The following is a 17,161-nucleotide window of genomic DNA, read 5'->3' on the forward strand; positions in this document are numbered from 1 at the left end:
CAGCTTTCTCGCGCCTTATTCGTCCAAACTGCATTTGCAACAGTAGATGAGGAGTACCAGATGAGTACCGAGACGACACCAACCTATTCCGCCGAAACAGGACAGGACAGCCGTCCAGCAGGCGTTCCCCAGGGCGATGTCATCGTCGTCGAGGATATCTGGAAGACCTACGACATGGGCTCGGAGCAGCAGGTGCACGCGCTGCAGGGCGTCACGCTGCGCATCCGCCACAACGAGTACGTCGCCATCATGGGGCCGTCCGGCTCCGGCAAATCGACGCTGATGAACCTGATCGGCTGCCTCGACTCACCCAGCAAGGGGCAGTACTGGCTGAATGGCCACCTTGTAAGCGAGCTGAACGACGATGAGCTCGCGCGCATCCGTAACAAGGAGATCGGCTTTGTCTTCCAGACCTTTAACCTGCTGGCCCGCGCCGATGCCCTGCATAACGTCGAGCTGCCGCTGATCTACAACGGAACTTCCGCCGCTGAGCGTATCAAACGCGCGGAGGATGCTCTGAAGGCCGTGAATCTCGGCGAACGCATGCACCACAAGCCGAATGAGCTTTCCGGTGGCCAGCGCCAGAGGGTCGCCATTGCACGAGCGCTCATCAATCGCCCGTCGATTATCCTGGCCGATGAGCCCACCGGCAACCTCGATTCGAAGACCGGCGACGAAATCATGGCGCTCTTCGATACGCTGCACTCGCGCGGCAACACGATCGTGCTGGTGACGCACGAGCCGGATATCGCCGAGTACGCACATCGCGTGGTGCACATCCGCGACGGCAAGATCTTCTCCGACCAGCCATCCTCACGTGTGCGCGATGCCGGACAGGTCGCCAACTAAATTTTCTTTGTGAACAGCCGATAAAACCCTCAGTGCCGCAAGCCAGGGGGGGAAGTATCGTGCTGCTCGCGTCGTCTACTGAAACGTCATCGCCCGATCCGCAGCTTTCCTCCGCCGACCAGAGATCGGAATGGGGGCTGGGGGAGATGGTGGGCCGCAGTCCGCAGATGGTGCGGCTGTTTGCGCAGATGCGTGCCACCGCCCGCCACCTGCGTGTCGCGGTGATCGAAGGCGAAGCCGGAACCGGCAAGATGCTGGCGGCGCGCACCCTGCACGGATTGGGCGCTGCCGCGGGTGCGCCGTTCGTTCCCTGCCTTGCGGCGGCCCTTTTCGACCGGAACTCAGCGCAGCCCCTGCCGGCGGTGCTGCACGAGGCAAGCGAGGGGACGCTATTTCTCGGGCATGTGGAGCAGCTTTCGCCGGAGCAGCAGGGCAAACTGGTCGACTTCCTCCAGTGGCTCGATCACCAGCATGCAAGGCGTGCTTTTTCCGCCGCTCCTCGCCAGGTTTACTGCAGCTCCAGCGTGCCTTTGCGGCGCATGGCCTCGACCCCTGGCTTCCGTACCGACCTGCTTCACCGGCTGACGGCTATCCGGTTCGTTGTGCCTCCGCTGCGTGAACGTCGTGAAGACATTGGCCTGCTGGCCGAGAGCTTTGTCCGGAGATTCTCGGTACTCCACAACAAACCGCTGCGCGGCCTGGGGCCGCAGACGCTGCAACACCTGGTGCCCCACTCCTGGCCGGGGAATGTCCGCGAGCTCGAAAGCGTCATGCAGAGTGCATCGCTCGAATGCGAGGGCCAGTGGATTCGCCCCATCGACCTGCCCAACCTGGCGCTGGCGCCGCGCCCGGCTCTGCCGCCCCCTCCGCATGCCAGCGACGACGATCCGAACCTGGATCGCGCCATCCTGGCGCATATTCAACGCGTCCTGGCCCGCGCCAAGGGCAACAAGCTGCGTGCTGCACGCATGCTCGGCATCAGCCGCTCCACGCTCTATCGGTTGCTCGAGAATGGCGAAGAGGCAGGCCGCTGACCTGCCAGCTTCTGGCAAGCCGGCAAGGCACTCATCTACACTGCGTTTATGGGGACTGCGCCTGCAGGTCTGCGTTTACCGGACCTGCTACCGGCAGTGCGTATGAACCCGCTGGTGTTTATGAAAAAGATCAACCTTTGCGGCACCGCCGCCCTTCTTTGCTTCAGTCTCGCGTCTTCCGCACAGACCTTTCCCAAATCCGTCAGCAAGTCGGCCGCGACGCAGCGTTTTCCCGGCGCAACGCAGGCGGCAGTCCCGGTTTCGCTCGAAGACCGCCGCAAGGCATTGAACGACCTCTTCGCAGAGATGTGGGAAGACCGGCTGAAGCATGAACCCGAATTCGCATCGAGCCTTGGGGACAAGCGGTATAACGATCAGCTCTCCGATTACAGCGTCAACGCCTATAACGAGACGCTGGCCCGCGGCCGCGATTATCTTTTCCGCCTCGCCGCGATCGATACCACCGGCTTGAGCGATCAGGAGATCCTGAGTAAGGATCTTGCCGCCCGGGACCTAGTGGACCAGCAGGCAGAGGCTGAGTTTAAGCCGTGGGAGATGCCGGTCAACCAGTTCAATGGCCTGCAAACCGACCTGCCGCAGATGGTCTCGCTGTTGAGCTTCGAAACTGCGAAGGATTACGACGACTACGCTGCCCGTCTCGCAAAGATTCCCACGGCCTTCGACCAGATCAGCGCAAATATGAGCCTGGGCGTTGCAGACGGTCGCGTGCCGCCGAAGTACATTCTGGAAAAGGTACTGGTACAGGTGAATGACATCGCCAACCAGAAGCCCGAAGACTCACCCTTTGCCAAGCCGATCGAGAAGTTTCCCGCTGGAATTTCCGCAGACGACCAGGCTCGCATCAAGACCCAGATCCTCGATGCGATCCGCAAGCAGGTGCTGCCGGCCTACCAGCAGTTTGCGCGCTTTCTGACGGCGACCTACATTCCGGCTGGCCGCACCGATCCCGGTATCTGGTCGATTCCCGATGGCGACAAGTATTACGCCTTTCTCGTGCAGCAGAGCACCACGACGGACCTGACTCCTCAGCAGATCCACCAGATCGGCCTCGACGAGGTGAAACGCGACGAGACCGAGATGCTGGCGATCGCCCAGAAGCTTGGCTTCAAGGATCTGGCTTCCTTCCGTGCTTCGCTTGCGAACAATCCCAACCTGCACGCGAAGAGCACCGCAGACCTCCTCAATCTCTACAGCCATTACATCGACCAGATGAAGCCAAAGCTGCCGCAGCTTTTTGGCACGCTGCCCAAGGCTCCTCTCGAAGTTAAGCCGGTGCCGGAGTACATGCAGCAGGATCAGACACAGGCGTATTACATGGAAGGCAGCCCGGACGGCAAACGCCCGGGCGCGGTTTACGTGAACTTCTACAAGTTCAACGAGCGCCTCACCACCAACGTCGAGTCGATCTCGTACCACGAAGGCATTCCCGGCCATCACCTGCAGATTGCCATCGCGCAGGAGCTGACCGGCCTGCCGGAGTTCCGCAAGCACAGCTACTACACCGCATACACCGAAGGCTGGGCGCTTTATTCCGAGCGGCTGGGCAAGGATATCGGCTTCTACCAGGATCCTTACTCAGACTACGGACGCCTCGAGGCCGATACCTGGCGTGCGATCCGCCTGGTCGTCGATACCGGCGTTCACAACATGCACTGGACGCGCCAGCAGATGCTCGACTACTTCCACGAGCACTCTTCGATGGACGACACGAACATCCAGTCGGAGGTCGATCGTTACATCGCGTGGCCGGCGCAAGCGCTCGGTTACAAGATCGGGCAGATGAAGATTCTCGAGCTGCGTGCCAAGGCTCAGAAAGCACTCGGTCCGAAGTTCGATATCAAGGCCTTCCACGACCAGGTGCTCGACTCCGGAGCGTTGCCGATGGACGTGCTCGAGCAGCGTATCGACGCCTGGATCGCACGAGCCAGCAAATAACGGTGTTGGCAGGTCGCGGCTCCAGCCGCGACATTCGGGAGCCCACCTCAGCGGCTTAAGCCGCCGATTGAATTGGCATCAAGAGGCATGGCTAAAGCCATGCCCTGCCAGCTACGTCGTAATGGCGTCAGATTCTAATCCAGCGAATGCGGGTCATCTCCACGGAGATGGCCCGTTTCGTCTTCAGGGTGATGGCGGATGGCCCTGCCGGGCGTGATCCAGATGATGGTCACAATCGCGTTGAGTCCGAAACCCGCCAGCGGATTCCAGAAAAGCACGGCCAGCGAAACAAGATACACGAGCAGGCTGGCATAGTGCTTCCATAGCTCGGCCTCGTCCGTATGCCCGAGCGAGCCTGAAGCTCTCTGCCTGCGCATCACGGCACGCCGCAGCACGAAGAAGGTGCTGCCGGCGAAAATCATCGTCAGGTTATAGAGAAGCACCGCGAAGGACGAGAACTTCTTGTCGTCCAGATAGTCGACGAAGTAGGGAATCAGCGAGAGCGAGAAGAGGAAGATCAGGTTCGACCACAGGATGCTGAAGTCGACGTGCTCGATGCGCCGCAGGAGTTCATGGTGGTTGATCCAGTAGATGCCTACGATGAGGAAGCTGAGCAGGTAAACGCCCAGGCGGGGCAGGATAGAAAGCAGGCCGGGCAGGCCGTCCTGCTGAGGGACGTGCAGCTCCAGCACCATGATGGTGATGATGACGGCAATCACACCGTCGGAAAATGCTTCAAGCCGGGCCGATTTCATCCCCGAATGGCCTGCAGGCATGGACATACCTCACGCGAAGATAGGGTCGTTCCATGGTAGCGCCTGAGGGGCAGAGCAAGGCTCAGAGCACAGGCATCGATGATTGTGACTCGCCATCTAATTTGTCATCCCGAACAGCAGGTTCCTCGCTTCGTTCGGAATGACAAGGTGATTTGCTGCGGTGTGGATGCGGGCTGCAGCGAGATGGCTGATAAGCGTCTGTGCTTCCCACTCAAGCGGAGCTTGGATGGGGCACCCGCTTGTGATTCTCTGTTTAGAATTTCTGTTGGGTCTCGCCTTGTCACCCCTCACCTACCATTTATCCGCGCAGCAGCTTGCAGGCACGGTCGAGGTCTTCCGTACGCTTGGCGAAGCAGAAGCGGAGCAGTTTTTCGCCACGTCCGCCGGCGAAGAACGCGGTGCCGGCAACCGCGGCAATACCGCGTTCCCGCAGCAGTGTGCGCGCCTTTTCCTTGGCATTCGCGCCCTCGATCGAGGAGACATCGGCCAGCACGTAATAGGCTCCAGGAGGAATCGACGGCGTAAAGCCTGCATCCTGCAGCGCTGAGCAGAGCTTGTCCCGCTTCATCTTGTACTCTTCCGCCATGCCGGTGTAATAGGAAACAGGCAGGTCCAGCAAACCGGCAGCCGCTCCATATTGAAACGCCGACGGGCTGCAGACATAAGTGAGATCGTGGAAATAGCCGATGGCACCCAGCCAGCGGCTGCTCGCAGCCAGGTAGCCGACGCGCCATCCTGTGATGCTGAAGGTCTTCGAGAGTCCCGAAATGGAAATCGTACGTTCTGCCATGCCCGGCAGCGTCGCCGGACTGATGTGCCGCGTTCCGTCATAGACGAAATACTCGTAGATCTCGTCGGTGAAGAGGAACAGATCGTTCTCCTCAACGATTCCGGCGATTATTTCGAGTTCCTTAAGCGAGAAGACCTTGCCGCAAGGGTTCGATGGCGTGTTTACGATCAGGGCGCGAGTCTTTTCAGTGATTGCCGAGCGGACCCGGTCAAAATCGATCTCCCAGCTTCCTTCCGCCATGGGAACAACGACAGGCTTGATGCGCAGCGAGATCAGCGTGTTCAGGTGGTAGCCATAAAACGGCTCGAAGACGATCACTTCATCGCCGGGATTGAGCAGCGCCAGCGCCGCGGCATACAGGCCGCCTGTCGCACCCGAGGTGACGAGCACCTCCGACTCAGGATCGACCGTCATGCTGTTGTCCCGTTCCAGCTTGCGGGCAATCGCTTCGCGCAACGGAGCAATGCCATCGAGACGCGTATAGATATTGCGGCCATCGCGGATGGCCTGGATCGCCTGTTCGACAACGGGGGCCGGAGGCTCGGTGTCGCACACGCCCTGGGCAAGGTTCACGCCGCCCAGGCGGTCGCACTCCACGGTCATCGAACGAATCTCCGATTGAACAACGTTCGGAGCAATCTCACTCAGGTGCAGCTTCTCGGTTGCGGTTGGCATCGCCCAATATTGACACGATCAAAGTGCAGGATGCACGCGCTGAAGAGCCATTCACGCTCACACAAAAGTGTCAGAGGCGACTGCGGATTCGGCAACACCAGTGCGCAACTCCAGCACCTGGCGTCGCAGGCTTAAAGCGGCCTCTTTACGGTTGCTGTGGACCGTAGCCTCTTCGGCAAACATTATGTTGCAGGAGACAGAAGATCGGCGAAGCGCTCCCAGCAAATGCGGTGCGAAGGTGATGTCTCCGTAATAGCAGAGATCGGCCTCGACGCCATCTGCGACGTTATATCGAATCGCGGCCGCATGCATCACTGCGCCTGCGGCAACGGCCGGTTCAAGGAAGGCGCTGTGAAAGGGAAGCACAGACGATCCATCGGTGCTGGTGCCTTCTGGAAACAGGATGACGGGTATCTGCTGATCGAGCGCCGTGCGAATGCGTTCGGCAGGGCCACTTACACCGTGGCGCCGGTCGCGTTCGACAAAGATAGTGCCGCCGCATTTCGCGAGAATGCCGAACATCGGCCACGACTTCACCTCGGACTTCGAGACGAAAATGCAGGGCGTTTGTGAAGCATAAAAGAGAATGTCGAGGTAGCTCAGGTGATTGGAGACAATCAGTCCGCTTGCCGGCAAGGCTCCTGTGAGGTGAACCGGCATGCCCAGCCTGCGGACGATCCTGCTGCAGGAATGGTGCATCCATCTTGCTCTTTCCCAAAATGGAACTCGACCTCCATAGCGGATAGACAGCAGCCCGAAGCGCAGCAGTACCTCGACAAGACTGGCGCAAAGAATACATGCGCGGCTGGCGCCACGGATTCTGGCTTTGAAGGAAGAAAGCGTCATTCGTTCGAGCGGGCGTGCTGGTGCCTCGTCATCGAGTCTACCGGCTGATGCTGGTCTTGAAACTAGTGTGTCTCGATGCAGAAGCGGTGCCTTGCGGCTGGTGTGATCTGCGTGAGATCCAGCAGGGTCAGGAAGTCGATGGTGTGGAACTCGCGGTCCCAAGCGGGCACGCCACAGATCCTTGCACCTACTCCAATGTATGTCTTGAGCAGCTTGGGTATCTTGGCTTCGCAGACCGTGCCGGTAACATCGGGCGGAAGTACATAACCGGTTGCCGGCGAAGTGCGAAACTCAGGCGAGACCAGGAAGGAAGAGAGCTGTCCATAGATGGTCCAGCCGGTCTGTGCATCTTCGGAGTTTACCGATGAGCAGCCAATGAGATAGCGAAGTCCGTGCATCTGTGCATACTGCGCGATGCCGCGCCACAACAGCGTGAGCACCTCGCTGGTGCGATGATCGCGATCGATTGAGGCGCGACCGAGTTCGAGGACCTGGCGGCGGATGATCTCATAGGGTGCGAAATCGAATTCCTGCGCGCTGTAGTAACCGAGGTTTCTCGCCGCAGTTACTCCTGATTGCATGCGGTAAGTACCAACTACTTCGTTGCGCGTTTTATCCTCAACAATGAGGTGGTCGCAGAAGACATCAAACTTGTCCTGATCCATGCCCGTCGAATAGGAAGAAACCAGGCCTTCCCCGAGTTCGACGTTAAACACCTTGAAGCGAAGGCGGCATGCTGCCTCCCGATCCGTGAGCGTTTGCGCGAGACGAATCTGGTATTTGCCAGTGTCGAAGCCGATCCAGTGGCTGGCGTCCGTCGAAGGTCGTGAACCCCCAGCGGGCAGTATCTCCAAGGGATCGATTACCGCTGTGGCCAGTCTGCGGAGCTTCGTCTGGCTGTAGGAGGTGATCATGGCGATATCATGCGCCAGGAAGATGGAAGCATTCTTAAAATGCTGAGAATTGCCGAAGAATTCTCAGTTAACGAATTTTGTGAGTGTCATCAAAGCCACTTTGGGCCTTGTACGCATCGAATATGTAATTGCCGTAAATGTTTTTGAATCCGTCCCCGGTATTCATTCGTTGTAAAATGTGCATGTTCCACGGCATGGTTGTCTGTATTTGCAGTAGTTGAATGTAAAAAACTAAGCGACTTAAGAGGACAAATAATAAAAATGAATCGTGAAGAAATCATTGCTGCGATTGATGATGAAATTGGAAGACTACAGCAGGTACGGAAGTTGTTACTGAACTCGGGCGGCAACCATCTCTTTACTTCCTCGTCTGCCAAGCCCGCCAAAAAAAGGATTCTGAGTCCGGAAGCCCGTCAGCGCATTGCTTCTGCGCAGAAGCGCCGTTGGGCAAAGCAACGGAAAGAAGCAGCCGCGGCTACGAAGTAAATGCTGAAGGTTAAGCTGCTTCATGAAGACGCTATTCCCCCAAGCGTTGCCCATGTCGGCAGCGATATCGGTTTCGACCTTTACTCCATAGAGGATGTCGTACTGCAGCCGGGCGTTCCGGTGAAAGTACGGACCGGTATTGCAGTAGAGGGCCCTGCCGGATGCGGTTTTGTTTTGGGCGACCGGTCTTCAATGGCAGCCAAAGGCGTGACTTATGCCGGTGGTCGTATTGACGCAGGTTACAGGGGCGAGATTCTTGTTTGCCTCATCAACGTAAATCAGCCTGTATACTCGCTCCGCATTGTGCGGCAGGCTGGTGGATCGATCTCCGACGTTGCGCTGGACTGCACAGACGTTAATGTGCACATCCGCAAAGGCGACAAGATTGTGCAGATGTCGCCATTCGATGCCCGGACGGACATGGAAATTACGCTTGTCGAGGAACTCACGACAAGTCACCGTGGCGTAATGGGATTTGGTTCGAGCGGCCGTTAGCGGCCGCTAACCATGGAGAAGCGGTTCAGCCTGGGTCAGCTCGGGCTGTAGCGAGGGCAGAATCAGCCGCAACACCAGCGGCACCAGTTCTTCGGCCGGTAAACGGTCTGCCTGCGAAAACCACTCCTTTACCGCGCCGCATACTGTCCAGCTGGCAGCAGTGGCCGAAATGTTGACCACTTCTTCCGGCGCAACTCCGCTCTTCTTCATCCCCTCGATCAGAACGCGGCGGATAGCGGCGGCGATGGCTGCGTCCATCAAAGGCTCAAATGCGCCCTGGCGTTCACATTCGCTATGGCTGGACCTGCTCTCAACGAAATAGTCGCAGGTTGCAAGAACGATCGCCCGTGCTGCAGTGGGACAGGTGCCGTCATAGATGACGTTCCGCTCATGCAGCAGCTTGTGGAACCCGCCAGCTACCAGGGCATCCAGCAGGGCAAATTTGTCGTTGTAGTGATCGTAGAAGGTGGCCCGGTTCACGGTCGCCGCCTCGGTAATGTCCTGTACCGAGATCTCGTCAAACGGCTTCTGGTCCATCAACTGTTTCAATGCTCCCTGCAGAAGCTGGCGGGTACGCCGGATCCGGGGGTCACGGACTTCGCAGTCAGAGATGGGCATGTGGGTGGGCCTCCTTCCCTTTAGCCTAACAAATGAAAAATTCACGAAGCTTTTATCCGACATTTGTCGTCAAAGTAGAAAACGACATGTGTTTTCTAAGTTACGATTGTCGTTAAGGAGAAAAGCTATGGCCACCCTTCTGCACCTAGACTCGAGTCCGCTCGAAAGCTCTGTTACCCGCGAACTTACGCGGGAATTTGCGAAAACCTGGCAGCTTGCCCATCCGGCTTCGACTGTCGCCTATCGTGATCTGGCCAAGACCACGCCCTCGCCGCTTGACGCCGGATGGATCTACGCGGCCTATACGCCTGAGAAGGATCGTTCGCCGGAACAGAAGGCGGCCTTGGCATTTTCCGATGAGTTGATTGCTGAATTGGAAGCGGCAGACGAGTACGTGATCGGGGTCGCCATGCATAACTTCGGTGTGCCCTCGTCGTTGAAGCTCTGGATCGACCAGATTGCGCGTGCCGGTAAGACTTTTACCTACAGTGAAACCGGCCCCCAGGGCCTGCTGCATGGCAAGAAAGCGACCCTCGTGGTTTCGACCGGGGGCGTGTACGACGCAGGAACACCTGCCAGCGCGCTGAATTTCGTGGATCCCTATCTGAAAACGATCCTTGGGTTCCTGGGCGTAACCGATGTCACGGTGGTGACGGCCGGAGGTGCGGCCCAGTTGATGACCGGCGCCATCGATCGCGAGACATTCCTGCAGCCGGTGTTGGAGCGCGTACGCATCGCGGCTGCCTAAGGGAGGGTGATGCACCCTCCCTTTAAAAGCTGGTCTTCAACCGCACAAAGAAGCTGCGGCCGGGGGCGATGGCATTGCCTGAGAACAGACCGCCGAAGTCGATGACGTTCAGGCGGTCGTTCAGGTTGGTGCCGTCGGCCTGCATGTTCATCTTCATCCGGTCGCTTTTATAAAGGTCCAGCCCCAGGGACGCGTTCACGTCCAGCGAGGGGTCGACGCGGCCGCGGTTAAAGTTGATCCGGTTGATCACATCCGGACCGTATTCCTCGGCGGCTTGCTGCTGGTCTCCATCGAACTCAAAAGGCAGGCCCGAGCCGTAGTTCATTCCGCCGGCAAACCAGACGCGCGGCAGCAGGTCGTACTGAAAGCGCAGCCGGAGGGTGTTGCGCTGGTCCTGCGAGTCGGGAAAGTGCCCGCGAAGCTGCGTCTCCGCATCGGAAACGTCGTCGCCCAGGAAGAGTCCGCCGGTCACGGGATACCAGGCGTTCCCCACCTGGTAGGAGTAGCTGGCGAAGCCGGAGAGCTTCTGCCACTGCACGAGATCGACCTTGGCTTCCGCTCCATAAATGATGGCCTTGTCGAAGGCGATGGGATAGCTCACGCCGGTGTTCAGCAACTGATCGTCGTCGGCGTAATTGCGTACGTCGCGTCGGTAGATATTCATGTCGAGCCGCAGATTTTTGCTGAAGCCCTTGGTCAGGCCTCCTTCGTAGTAGTTGCCCTTGGACGGTTGCACCGGCAGGTGCAGGAAGTCGGGGTTAAGGGTGGAGGCGAAGTTCGAACTCGAGATCAGGATGTTTTCAAAGGACGGTGTCTGGAAGACGCGATCGTACGAGGCGTGGAGGACAATACCGGGTTTCTGGAAGAACTTTCCGATGGTGATGCGCGGGCTGACGGCGTTCTGATTCAGCAGCAGCTGGTAGTGATCCCAGCGCAGGCCGGCGCTGATGGTCCAGTCGCCCAGCCGGATCATGTCCTGAACAAATGCCGACTGTTCAAGATCGGGACGGTTGCCTGTGAAGGCCGCCGTTAAGGGCGTTCCGTCGTCGAAGTCGTCAGGATTGGTGATGGTGTAGCTGAACTTCTCGTGGAGGAACATGGCGTCCGACTCGATGCCCGCCTTCCACTCCTGCCGCCCTTCGTGAAACGAGACTGCGCCCTTGAAGTAGCCTTCGTTGAAGTAGTTGTGCTGGAAGGCAATGATGGGTGTCGAGTCCGGATTCGAATAGAGATCGTTTGAGTTGTTGCGCACCATCCCCGAGAAGTCGGCCAGCACGTCCGGCGAAAAGATGTGCTGGTAGAGGACGGTGCCCATGGTCTCGAAGTTGTCGCCGTACTGGCGCTGCCCTGCGTCCTGCTGCACGAACTCGTTGGGAATCTGGTAGCGGGAGAGTTCGTGGCGGACGCTCATCCGCAGGGTGTCGCTGGCGGTCAGGTCGCGGTCGAAGCGCAGGGAGAAGTCGCCGGCCGTGCCGTTATTGGTGAAATTCTGCGGCACCACTGGGTTCAGATAGTGGCTGGTCATGTTGCCGGCAGCGCTTGCGCCAAAGGTGTTGCGTCCCCAGACCTGTTGCGCCTGCGCATAGGAGCTGGCAGTGTCGTAGCTGCCGCCTGCGAGAACCACCTGTCCATGCAGCCCCGGGCTGGTTTCGCGCCGGGTGTTCATTTCGACGACGCCGCCCATTTTGCGGCCGTATTCGGCAGGAAAGCCGGCGGTGTAGATGCTCATGGAGTCGAGGTCGTCAGCCTCGATATCCGGCCCGAAGCTGGGCGAGCGGTTATCGGTGAGGGGAATGCCGTCGATGACGAACTGCGTCTGATACTCCGACCCGCGCGGGTGCAGCACTGCATTGCCCTCGTAGAGCCATCCGGGCTGGGAGTTGACCAGGTCCTGTACCGACCGGCCGGGGAGCGAGTTTACCCGGTTGCCGATCTGCGTGGTGCCGATCTGCATGGTCGATGAGGGGTCGTGGGGATCGACGAGCGTGGCTGCTTCGTTCACTTCCACAGTTGTCGTGACGGGCGCGACGTCGAGCCGCAGCGCGTAATCGATGGGGAAGGCGGTGCGCACTTCTATAGTGCGGGTGACGGTGGTAAATCCGGGGGCCTGAACACGCACCAGGTAGATGCCGTAGGGCAACGCCGAAAGATCGGCGGTTCCGGAGGCGCTGGTGGTGAAGCGGTTTTGATACTGGTTGCCGCCGCTGGTGAGGTCGACGGATGCCCGTACGCCCTGCTGCTGCGGACCGGCGATATGAAGACGGATTTCGCCTGAGTTAGCCTGACCGCTGGCTGCACCCGAACAGCTCAGAATGAGAGCGAGGGCACCAGCCCCGAGAAACTTCCGCATGTTTATAAATGCCTGCGGGCTCGTTTTTGTTCAGGCTTTTTCAGCCAGCGGTGCGAAAAACTCTGAACAAACGATCACCCAGAGGAATTTATTATCGAGGACAGGCTGAAATTCGCTTGGCGTCGCAATCTCAATCCGCTCTGAGCATGGGGCTGCCGTTGATGGCAACGGCGGAGGCGGAGGTGCGTTCCGCGCTCGAACGCGATGTTATGGAGCTTTTCGACCAGTTCCACGAGCGGCTTGCCGGCTACATTCTTTCGTTCGGTCTGGCGAAGCACGACGCGGAAGACATCGTGCAGGAGACATTCTTTGCACTCTTCTGCCATCTGCAAATGGAGCGCTCACGAGAGAATCTGCGCGGCTGGATCTTCAGAGTCGCGCACAATCTTGCCCTGAAGCGGCGCACCAGCAATCGCCGTTATGAGAGTGAAGCCGATTACGTGATCGAGCCTCTCGATCCACGGCCCAGCGCGGAAGACCAGGTTTTGTTTTCGCAGCGGCGCAGCCGGTTGCTGGCTGTCGTCGATGCGCTGCCTGAGCAGGACCAGCGTTGCCTCTACCTGCGCGCCGAGGGTCTCAAGTATCGCGAGATTGCACAGGTGCTGGGAATTTCACTGGGTTCTGTTGCTCAATCCCTTGCGCGTTCGGTAGGCCGTCTCACCCGTTCGGAGGCGAGATGAGGAAGGTGTCGCGAAGCCAGAGGGGAATCGGTCGTCACCTGTCCGATGAGGAGTTGCTGATGTTGGCGGATGAAGAGGTTTCGCCGGATCAGGCTACGCGGTTTCGTCGACACCTGGCCTCCTGTGGAGAGTGCAGGGCCCGCGCGACGCGGACGGAGCTGGCCATTGCGGACTTCGTCGAGCTGCACCAGGATCGCTTTCATCGCAAAGCCTCTGTGAATCCGGCCATCAGGGCCTCGCTCAAGGCTCAGCTTCGAATGCAGGCGGCCGAGCCGGAGATGCGAACCGGTTTCTGGCGTCCCATGGCCTACGCTGCGATGTTGCTTGTCATGGTGGGAGCGGGTTTCTGGCTTCTGTCCGCGCAAAAGCAGGCGCGATCCTCGCAGACTGCCAATCTCTCACTGCCCGATCGCCGCTTTACGCCGGGAGCTGTGCAGCCGGCAGCGGTTGCCGATCTGTGCCGCATGTCCGATAGCGATGCTCCTCCGGAGGTGGCGCAGGCGGTAAAGCAGCAGGTCTTTGACGACTATGGTTTGCCGGTTTCCACCAGCCGTTCCTATGAACTCGATTACCTGATCACGCCGCAGCTCGGCGGCGCGAACGATCCTAAAAATCTGTGGCCGGAGCCGTACAGCTCGACTGAATGGAACGCCCACATCAAGGATGAACTGGAAGACAGGTTCCATGACATGGTGTGTGACGGCAGGCTGGATCTGGCGACGGCGCAGAGGGAGATTTCCGGCGACTGGATCGCCGCATACAAGAAGTACTTCAATACCCAGGTTCCGTTGAGTGAAGCGCAGGCGCGCAATCGCATGCCCGCGCTCTTTCGTCGCGTGTCGGCAGGCTATTAAAAGACCGGGCGACGCTGCGGGATGAACATCCAGATGATGCTGGACAGTGTGATGAGTGCGATGATGCCCTGCGAGATGACGCAGTAGAGGCACCAGACCTCGAGCTTATGCGCTTCGATATTGGTGAGATAGAGTGCGAACGCCAGGCCGATGATTGACGCGACGAGTGTGAGGGCGCGGCGGCGGGTAAAGGAAAAAAGCGCCAGCCCGAGATATCCGGCGATGCCGATGGCAGCTACGGGAATGTGCTGAATCTCGGCGTAGCGGCTGTGGTTCACGATGCCGCAATCCCAGTGCGCGTTAATGTCGCAAGGCTGTACGTCGTGGGAATAATGCACGCGCAGGGCCTGGATGGAAACAATTGCCCCGGCAAGGGCGAGCAGCGCTATCAGAAATCGCATAGTTCCTTTCCTGTCCGGCTGACGCCGGTTCTTTTCATCATTTCTTTTCTTAGACGCACGCTGAGCCGACTCGCTCCCTAATCCGTCAAAGGGATAAGATTAATTCACCTGCTATGTTACGGAATATTCTGCTCTCCTTCACCGCCGCCGTCGTTCTGTTGGGTTCACAATCAAGCCGTGCACAGGATATGTCGATCCTGAAGCCGCCTGCGGGCGCGCACGTGGCTCTTTTTGAATTTGCCGATCTCGAATGCCCCATGTGCGCACAGCAGAATCCGGTGCTGAAGGGTGCCGCTGCAAAGTATGGGATTCCGTGGATTCGCCATGATTTCCCCCTTCCCATGCACGCATGGAGCTTCCAGGCTGCGGTGAATGCCCGCTGGTTCGATACCAAGTCGAAGACGCTCGGTGACGAATACCGTGACGCCGTCTTCGCCAACCAGCCGAGCATCGAGACCAAGGACGATCTGCGTGCCTTCACTGACAAGTTTGCGCAGCAGCATGGCACGCCGCTGCCGTTCGCAATCGATCCGCAGGGTAAGCTGACCGATGCCGTCAAGGCTGACGGCTCGCTGGCCGAGCGGATGGGTGTTCACCAGACGCCGACTGTGTGGATTGTGACCGACCGTGCAGGCGGCGCAGCTCCGTATACCGAGGTGCACGATTTCAGCCGCCTCTACACGATGATCGATGAGGCCATTGCGCAGACAAGCCATGGAGCACCGGCGCACGTGGCGGCTGCAAAGGCGAAGAAGTAAGATAGCCGCCATGCAGATCGATCAGATACAGGAAGCTCTCCGGGAGCAGGGCGCGGATGCGTGGCTCTTTTACGACCACCATCACCGTGATCCGATTGCCTATACCATCCTCGGCCTGCCCGAGCACTCGCACGTCACGCGCCGCTGGTACTACCTGATTCCCGCGCAGGGTGAGGCGAAAAAGCTGGTGCATCGCATCGAAACGGCACGGCTCGATACGTTGCCGGGAGCGAAGACCGAGTATTCCTCGTGGCAGGAGTTGGAGGCTGGCTTGCAGGCGATGCTGGCTCCGCACCAGACCATCGCCATGCAGTATTCGCCACGCAACGCCATCATGTACGTCTCGATGCTCGACGCCGGCACGATGGAGGTGCTGCGCGAGCTGGGCAAGACGATTGTGAGTTCTGCGAATCTCGTCAGCCGCTTCGAAGCCGTGCTGACCGAGGAACAGATCGTCAGCCACTACGCAGCCCAAAAGGCGATCGACGCCATTCTTGAAGACGGCTTCCGTGAGATTGGCCGCCGGGTGCGAGCAGGACAGTCAAAGGTTACCGAATACGACATGGTCAAGTGGTTCAACGAGGCCATGCAGCGCGAGGGGCTGGTCTGGGAGAATGGTCCGAACGTTTCGGTAAACGAAAATGCCGCGGATTCGCACTACGAACCGAAAGCAGATAGTTCGCGCGAGATTCGTCGCGGAGATTTCGTTCTGATCGATATCTGGGCGAAGCAGAACCATCCCGGAGCCTGCTACTACGACATTACCTGGACCGGCGTTGTCGACCGTGAGCCAACCGAAAAAGAACAGAAGGTCTTCGAAACGGTTCGTGATGCACGCGACGCCGCGGTCCGTACGGTGAGCGAGGCATTTGCGCAGCAGCGGCCCATAGCCGGATGGCAGGCGGACGACGCCAGCCGCAAGGTGATCGTCGACGCTGGTTTCGGCAAATACTTCACGCATCGCACCGGCCATAACATCAGCAGCACGCTGCATGGGAATGGCGCAAACCTGGACAATCTGGAGACCCACGACGAGCGGCTGATTCTGCCGAATACATGCTTTTCGGTCGAGCCGGGGATCTATCTCGACCCCTTCGGCGTGCGCAGCGAGTTGAATATGATCACGACACCGGGCAAGGCTGTGTCCACGGGCCGTGTGCAACAGGAGCTGGTGCGGATCTAGCCGGCTGCAGGCTGGTATGATTCCAAAGAGATGGCTTCCAAGGTTCAAGTGCCCGCAAAAACAGGGACTTCCTCGCAGGGCTTCCCCTATTCCGCATTGATTCTCGGCTGGCTCGTTCCGGGTGCCGGACACGTGCTGACCGGGCGCTGGGTGCGGGGTATCCTGCTGTTTGTTTCGATCGGTTCGATGTTTGCGCTTGGGCTCGCCATGCAGGGCGAGCTTTACCAGGCCAACACCAGCGACATTCTCGCCATGCTGGGCTTTGCCGGAGACCTGGGCAGTGGTCTCTTTTACATCGTAGGGCGCCTGCTCGACCTCGGCCACGGAGCCGCTCAGATTGCTACCGCCGACTACGGAACCAAGTTTGTGGTCGTGGCCGGCCTGCTGAATTTCATCTCTGCCGTAGACGCGCACAATCTGCGCACCGGGAGGAAGGCCTGATGTTCGCTCCCTCTCATTTCTTTGCAGTCCTGCTGTTCGCTACCTTTGCATCGGTGGTCTTCGGCATCACGCAGCGTTCCACCACGAAGGCGATGGTCCGTTATGGGCTTTACTGCTGGGTGATGTTCGTGGGAGCGGTGATCGTGGCCAGCTGGGTGATGTGGCTGATCCGCCGCTAGGCGATCCGCGAGTTCAACAAGCTTATAGAAGAGTTGTCATCCCGGCCGGAGTGCGGGGTCGGCATTTTCTTCGCTCTGCCACCATGTCCAAGCGCAGATGCCTCACTGCGTTCGAGATGACTAGGTAA

At 58.9% G+C, this 17,161-nt stretch carries 19 protein-coding genes; 12 read left to right on the plus strand and 7 right to left on the minus strand.

Translation table 11 applies throughout. From position 1 onward, the window contains the following. Positions 1-60 precede the first annotated feature (60 nt). The 3 genes from LJD29_RS11785 to LJD29_RS11795 all read left to right on the plus strand — a co-directional run bounded on the left by LJD29_RS11785 (position 61) and on the right by LJD29_RS11795 (position 3,839). Positions 61-849: an ABC transporter ATP-binding protein gene (locus LJD29_RS11785; RefSeq protein WP_446741731.1), complete on the plus strand. Its 789-nt coding sequence runs from the start codon at positions 61-63 to the stop codon at positions 847-849. Between the two features lie 59 nt (positions 850-908). Continuing rightward, positions 909-1,883: a sigma-54-dependent transcriptional regulator gene (locus LJD29_RS11790; protein ID WP_446741732.1), complete on the plus strand. Its 975-nt coding sequence runs from the start codon at positions 909-911 to the stop codon at positions 1,881-1,883. A gap of 120 nt (positions 1,884-2,003) precedes the next feature. Then, complete coding sequence (locus LJD29_RS11795; protein WP_446741733.1) at positions 2,004-3,839, plus strand: DUF885 domain-containing protein; 1,836 nt, start codon at positions 2,004-2,006, stop codon at positions 3,837-3,839. A 134-nt stretch (positions 3,840-3,973) separates the two neighbouring features. Here LJD29_RS11795 and LJD29_RS11800 read toward each other — a convergent pair whose 3' ends face one another. The 4 genes from LJD29_RS11800 to LJD29_RS11815 all read right to left on the minus strand — a co-directional run bounded on the left by LJD29_RS11800 (position 3,974) and on the right by LJD29_RS11815 (position 7,840). Next, a complete protein-coding gene (locus LJD29_RS11800) occupies positions 3,974-4,594 on the minus strand; it encodes a TMEM175 family protein (protein ID WP_446741734.1) in 621 nt (206 codons plus the stop codon). A 319-nt stretch (positions 4,595-4,913) separates the two neighbouring features. Next, positions 4,914-6,080, minus strand: coding sequence for a pyridoxal phosphate-dependent aminotransferase (locus tag LJD29_RS11805; protein WP_446741735.1), 1,167 nt, complete (start codon positions 6,078-6,080; stop codon positions 4,914-4,916). Between the two features lie 57 nt (positions 6,081-6,137). Beyond that, on the minus strand, positions 6,138-6,779 hold the full coding sequence (locus tag LJD29_RS11810; RefSeq protein WP_446741736.1) for a lysophospholipid acyltransferase family protein: 642 nt from the start codon (positions 6,777-6,779) through the stop codon (positions 6,138-6,140). 209 nt (positions 6,780-6,988) lie between these two features. Then, the gene (locus LJD29_RS11815; RefSeq protein ID WP_446741737.1) at positions 6,989-7,840 is read right to left on the minus strand and encodes a GNAT family N-acetyltransferase; all 852 of its coding nucleotides are present in this window, start codon (positions 7,838-7,840) and stop codon (positions 6,989-6,991) included. Positions 7,841-8,101: 261 nt separating this feature from the next. Here LJD29_RS11815 and LJD29_RS11820 point away from each other — a divergent pair, with 261 nt between their 5' ends. Both LJD29_RS11820 and LJD29_RS11825 read left to right on the plus strand, forming a co-directional pair. After that, positions 8,102-8,326, plus strand: coding sequence for a hypothetical protein (locus tag LJD29_RS11820; protein ID WP_446741738.1), 225 nt, complete (start codon positions 8,102-8,104; stop codon positions 8,324-8,326). Continuing rightward, on the plus strand, positions 8,327-8,821 hold the full coding sequence (locus tag LJD29_RS11825; RefSeq protein WP_446741739.1) for a dUTP diphosphatase: 495 nt from the start codon (positions 8,327-8,329) through the stop codon (positions 8,819-8,821). 6 nt (positions 8,822-8,827) lie between these two features. On the opposite strand, the gene LJD29_RS11830 is transcribed toward LJD29_RS11825, so the two are convergent. Further along, positions 8,828-9,439: a TetR/AcrR family transcriptional regulator gene (locus LJD29_RS11830; RefSeq protein ID WP_446741740.1), complete on the minus strand. Its 612-nt coding sequence runs from the start codon at positions 9,437-9,439 to the stop codon at positions 8,828-8,830. Between the two features lie 127 nt (positions 9,440-9,566). On the opposite strand from LJD29_RS11830, the gene LJD29_RS11835 reads away from it, so the two are divergent. Beyond that, complete coding sequence (locus tag LJD29_RS11835) at positions 9,567-10,187, plus strand: FMN-dependent NADH-azoreductase (protein ID WP_446741741.1); 621 nt, start codon at positions 9,567-9,569, stop codon at positions 10,185-10,187. Positions 10,188-10,209: 22 nt separating this feature from the next. Here the strand turns inward: LJD29_RS11835 and LJD29_RS11840 are convergent, their stop codons facing one another. Next, positions 10,210-12,537, minus strand: coding sequence for a TonB-dependent receptor (locus LJD29_RS11840; protein ID WP_446741742.1), 2,328 nt, complete (start codon positions 12,535-12,537; stop codon positions 10,210-10,212). A 116-nt stretch (positions 12,538-12,653) separates the two neighbouring features. On the opposite strand from LJD29_RS11840, the gene LJD29_RS11845 reads away from it, so the two are divergent. Next, a complete protein-coding gene (locus LJD29_RS11845; protein ID WP_446741743.1) occupies positions 12,654-13,217 on the plus strand; it encodes an RNA polymerase sigma factor in 564 nt (187 codons plus the stop codon). Between the two features lie 59 nt (positions 13,218-13,276). Beyond that, positions 13,277-14,071, plus strand: coding sequence for a zf-HC2 domain-containing protein (locus tag LJD29_RS11850; protein ID WP_446741744.1), 795 nt, complete (start codon positions 13,277-13,279; stop codon positions 14,069-14,071). Here LJD29_RS11850 and LJD29_RS11855 read toward each other — a convergent pair. Then, entirely contained in the window at positions 14,068-14,472 is a 405-nt protein-coding gene (locus LJD29_RS11855) for a vitamin K epoxide reductase family protein (protein WP_446741745.1), read from the minus strand. The two genes, LJD29_RS11850 and LJD29_RS11855, sit on opposite strands and share 4 nt — an antisense overlap. Before the next feature lie 113 nt (positions 14,473-14,585). On the opposite strand from LJD29_RS11855, the gene LJD29_RS11860 reads away from it, so the two are divergent. From LJD29_RS11860 to LJD29_RS11875, 4 genes are read left to right on the plus strand one after another with little or no spacing between them, the layout of a single operon-like run. After that, positions 14,586-15,230 carry a DsbA family protein gene (locus LJD29_RS11860; protein ID WP_446741746.1) on the plus strand — a complete coding sequence of 215 codons (645 nt, stop codon included), beginning with the start codon at positions 14,586-14,588 and terminating at the stop codon, positions 15,228-15,230. Positions 15,231-15,240: 10 nt separating this feature from the next. Continuing rightward, positions 15,241-16,413, plus strand: a complete 1,173-nt coding sequence (locus LJD29_RS11865) for a M24 family metallopeptidase (protein WP_446741747.1) — start codon at positions 15,241-15,243, stop codon at positions 16,411-16,413. 48 nt (positions 16,414-16,461) lie between these two features. Beyond that, on the plus strand, positions 16,462-16,854 hold the full coding sequence (locus tag LJD29_RS11870; RefSeq protein WP_446741748.1) for a DUF6677 family protein: 393 nt from the start codon (positions 16,462-16,464) through the stop codon (positions 16,852-16,854). Further along, positions 16,854-17,033, plus strand: a complete 180-nt coding sequence (locus LJD29_RS11875) for a hypothetical protein (protein ID WP_446741749.1) — start codon at positions 16,854-16,856, stop codon at positions 17,031-17,033. Before LJD29_RS11870 ends, LJD29_RS11875 begins: the two co-directional genes overlap by 1 nt. Positions 17,034-17,161 lie beyond the last annotated feature (128 nt).

Origin of the sequence: Silvibacterium acidisoli (assembly GCA_022870745.1) — a bacterium.
GTDB lineage: Bacteria > Acidobacteriota > Terriglobia > Terriglobales > Acidobacteriaceae > Silvibacterium.

Coding starts and splice junctions, on each gene's coding strand:
- LJD29_RS11785 (WP_446741731.1), top strand. CDS start 61: ATGAGTACCGAGACGACACCAACCTATTCCGCCGAAACAGGACAGGAC.
- LJD29_RS11795 (WP_446741733.1), top strand. CDS start 2,004: ATGAAAAAGATCAACCTTTGCGGCACCGCCGCCCTTCTTTGCTTCAGT.
- LJD29_RS11800 (WP_446741734.1), bottom strand. CDS start 4,594: ATGAAATCGGCCCGGCTTGAAGCATTTTCCGACGGTGTGATTGCCGTC.
- LJD29_RS11805 (WP_446741735.1), bottom strand. CDS start 6,080: ATGCCAACCGCAACCGAGAAGCTGCACCTGAGTGAGATTGCTCCGAAC.
- LJD29_RS11810 (WP_446741736.1), bottom strand. CDS start 6,779: ATGCACCATTCCTGCAGCAGGATCGTCCGCAGGCTGGGCATGCCGGTT.
- LJD29_RS11815 (WP_446741737.1), bottom strand. CDS start 7,840: ATGATCACCTCCTACAGCCAGACGAAGCTCCGCAGACTGGCCACAGCG.
- LJD29_RS11820 (WP_446741738.1), top strand. CDS start 8,102: ATGAATCGTGAAGAAATCATTGCTGCGATTGATGATGAAATTGGAAGA.
- LJD29_RS11825 (WP_446741739.1), top strand. CDS start 8,327: ATGCTGAAGGTTAAGCTGCTTCATGAAGACGCTATTCCCCCAAGCGTT.
- LJD29_RS11830 (WP_446741740.1), bottom strand. CDS start 9,439: ATGCCCATCTCTGACTGCGAAGTCCGTGACCCCCGGATCCGGCGTACC.
- LJD29_RS11835 (WP_446741741.1), top strand. CDS start 9,567: ATGGCCACCCTTCTGCACCTAGACTCGAGTCCGCTCGAAAGCTCTGTT.
- LJD29_RS11840 (WP_446741742.1), bottom strand. CDS start 12,537: ATGCGGAAGTTTCTCGGGGCTGGTGCCCTCGCTCTCATTCTGAGCTGT.
- LJD29_RS11850 (WP_446741744.1), top strand. CDS start 13,277: ATGTTGGCGGATGAAGAGGTTTCGCCGGATCAGGCTACGCGGTTTCGT.
- LJD29_RS11855 (WP_446741745.1), bottom strand. CDS start 14,472: ATGCGATTTCTGATAGCGCTGCTCGCCCTTGCCGGGGCAATTGTTTCC.
- LJD29_RS11860 (WP_446741746.1), top strand. CDS start 14,586: ATGTTACGGAATATTCTGCTCTCCTTCACCGCCGCCGTCGTTCTGTTG.
- LJD29_RS11865 (WP_446741747.1), top strand. CDS start 15,241: ATGCAGATCGATCAGATACAGGAAGCTCTCCGGGAGCAGGGCGCGGAT.
- LJD29_RS11875 (WP_446741749.1), top strand. CDS start 16,854: ATGTTCGCTCCCTCTCATTTCTTTGCAGTCCTGCTGTTCGCTACCTTT.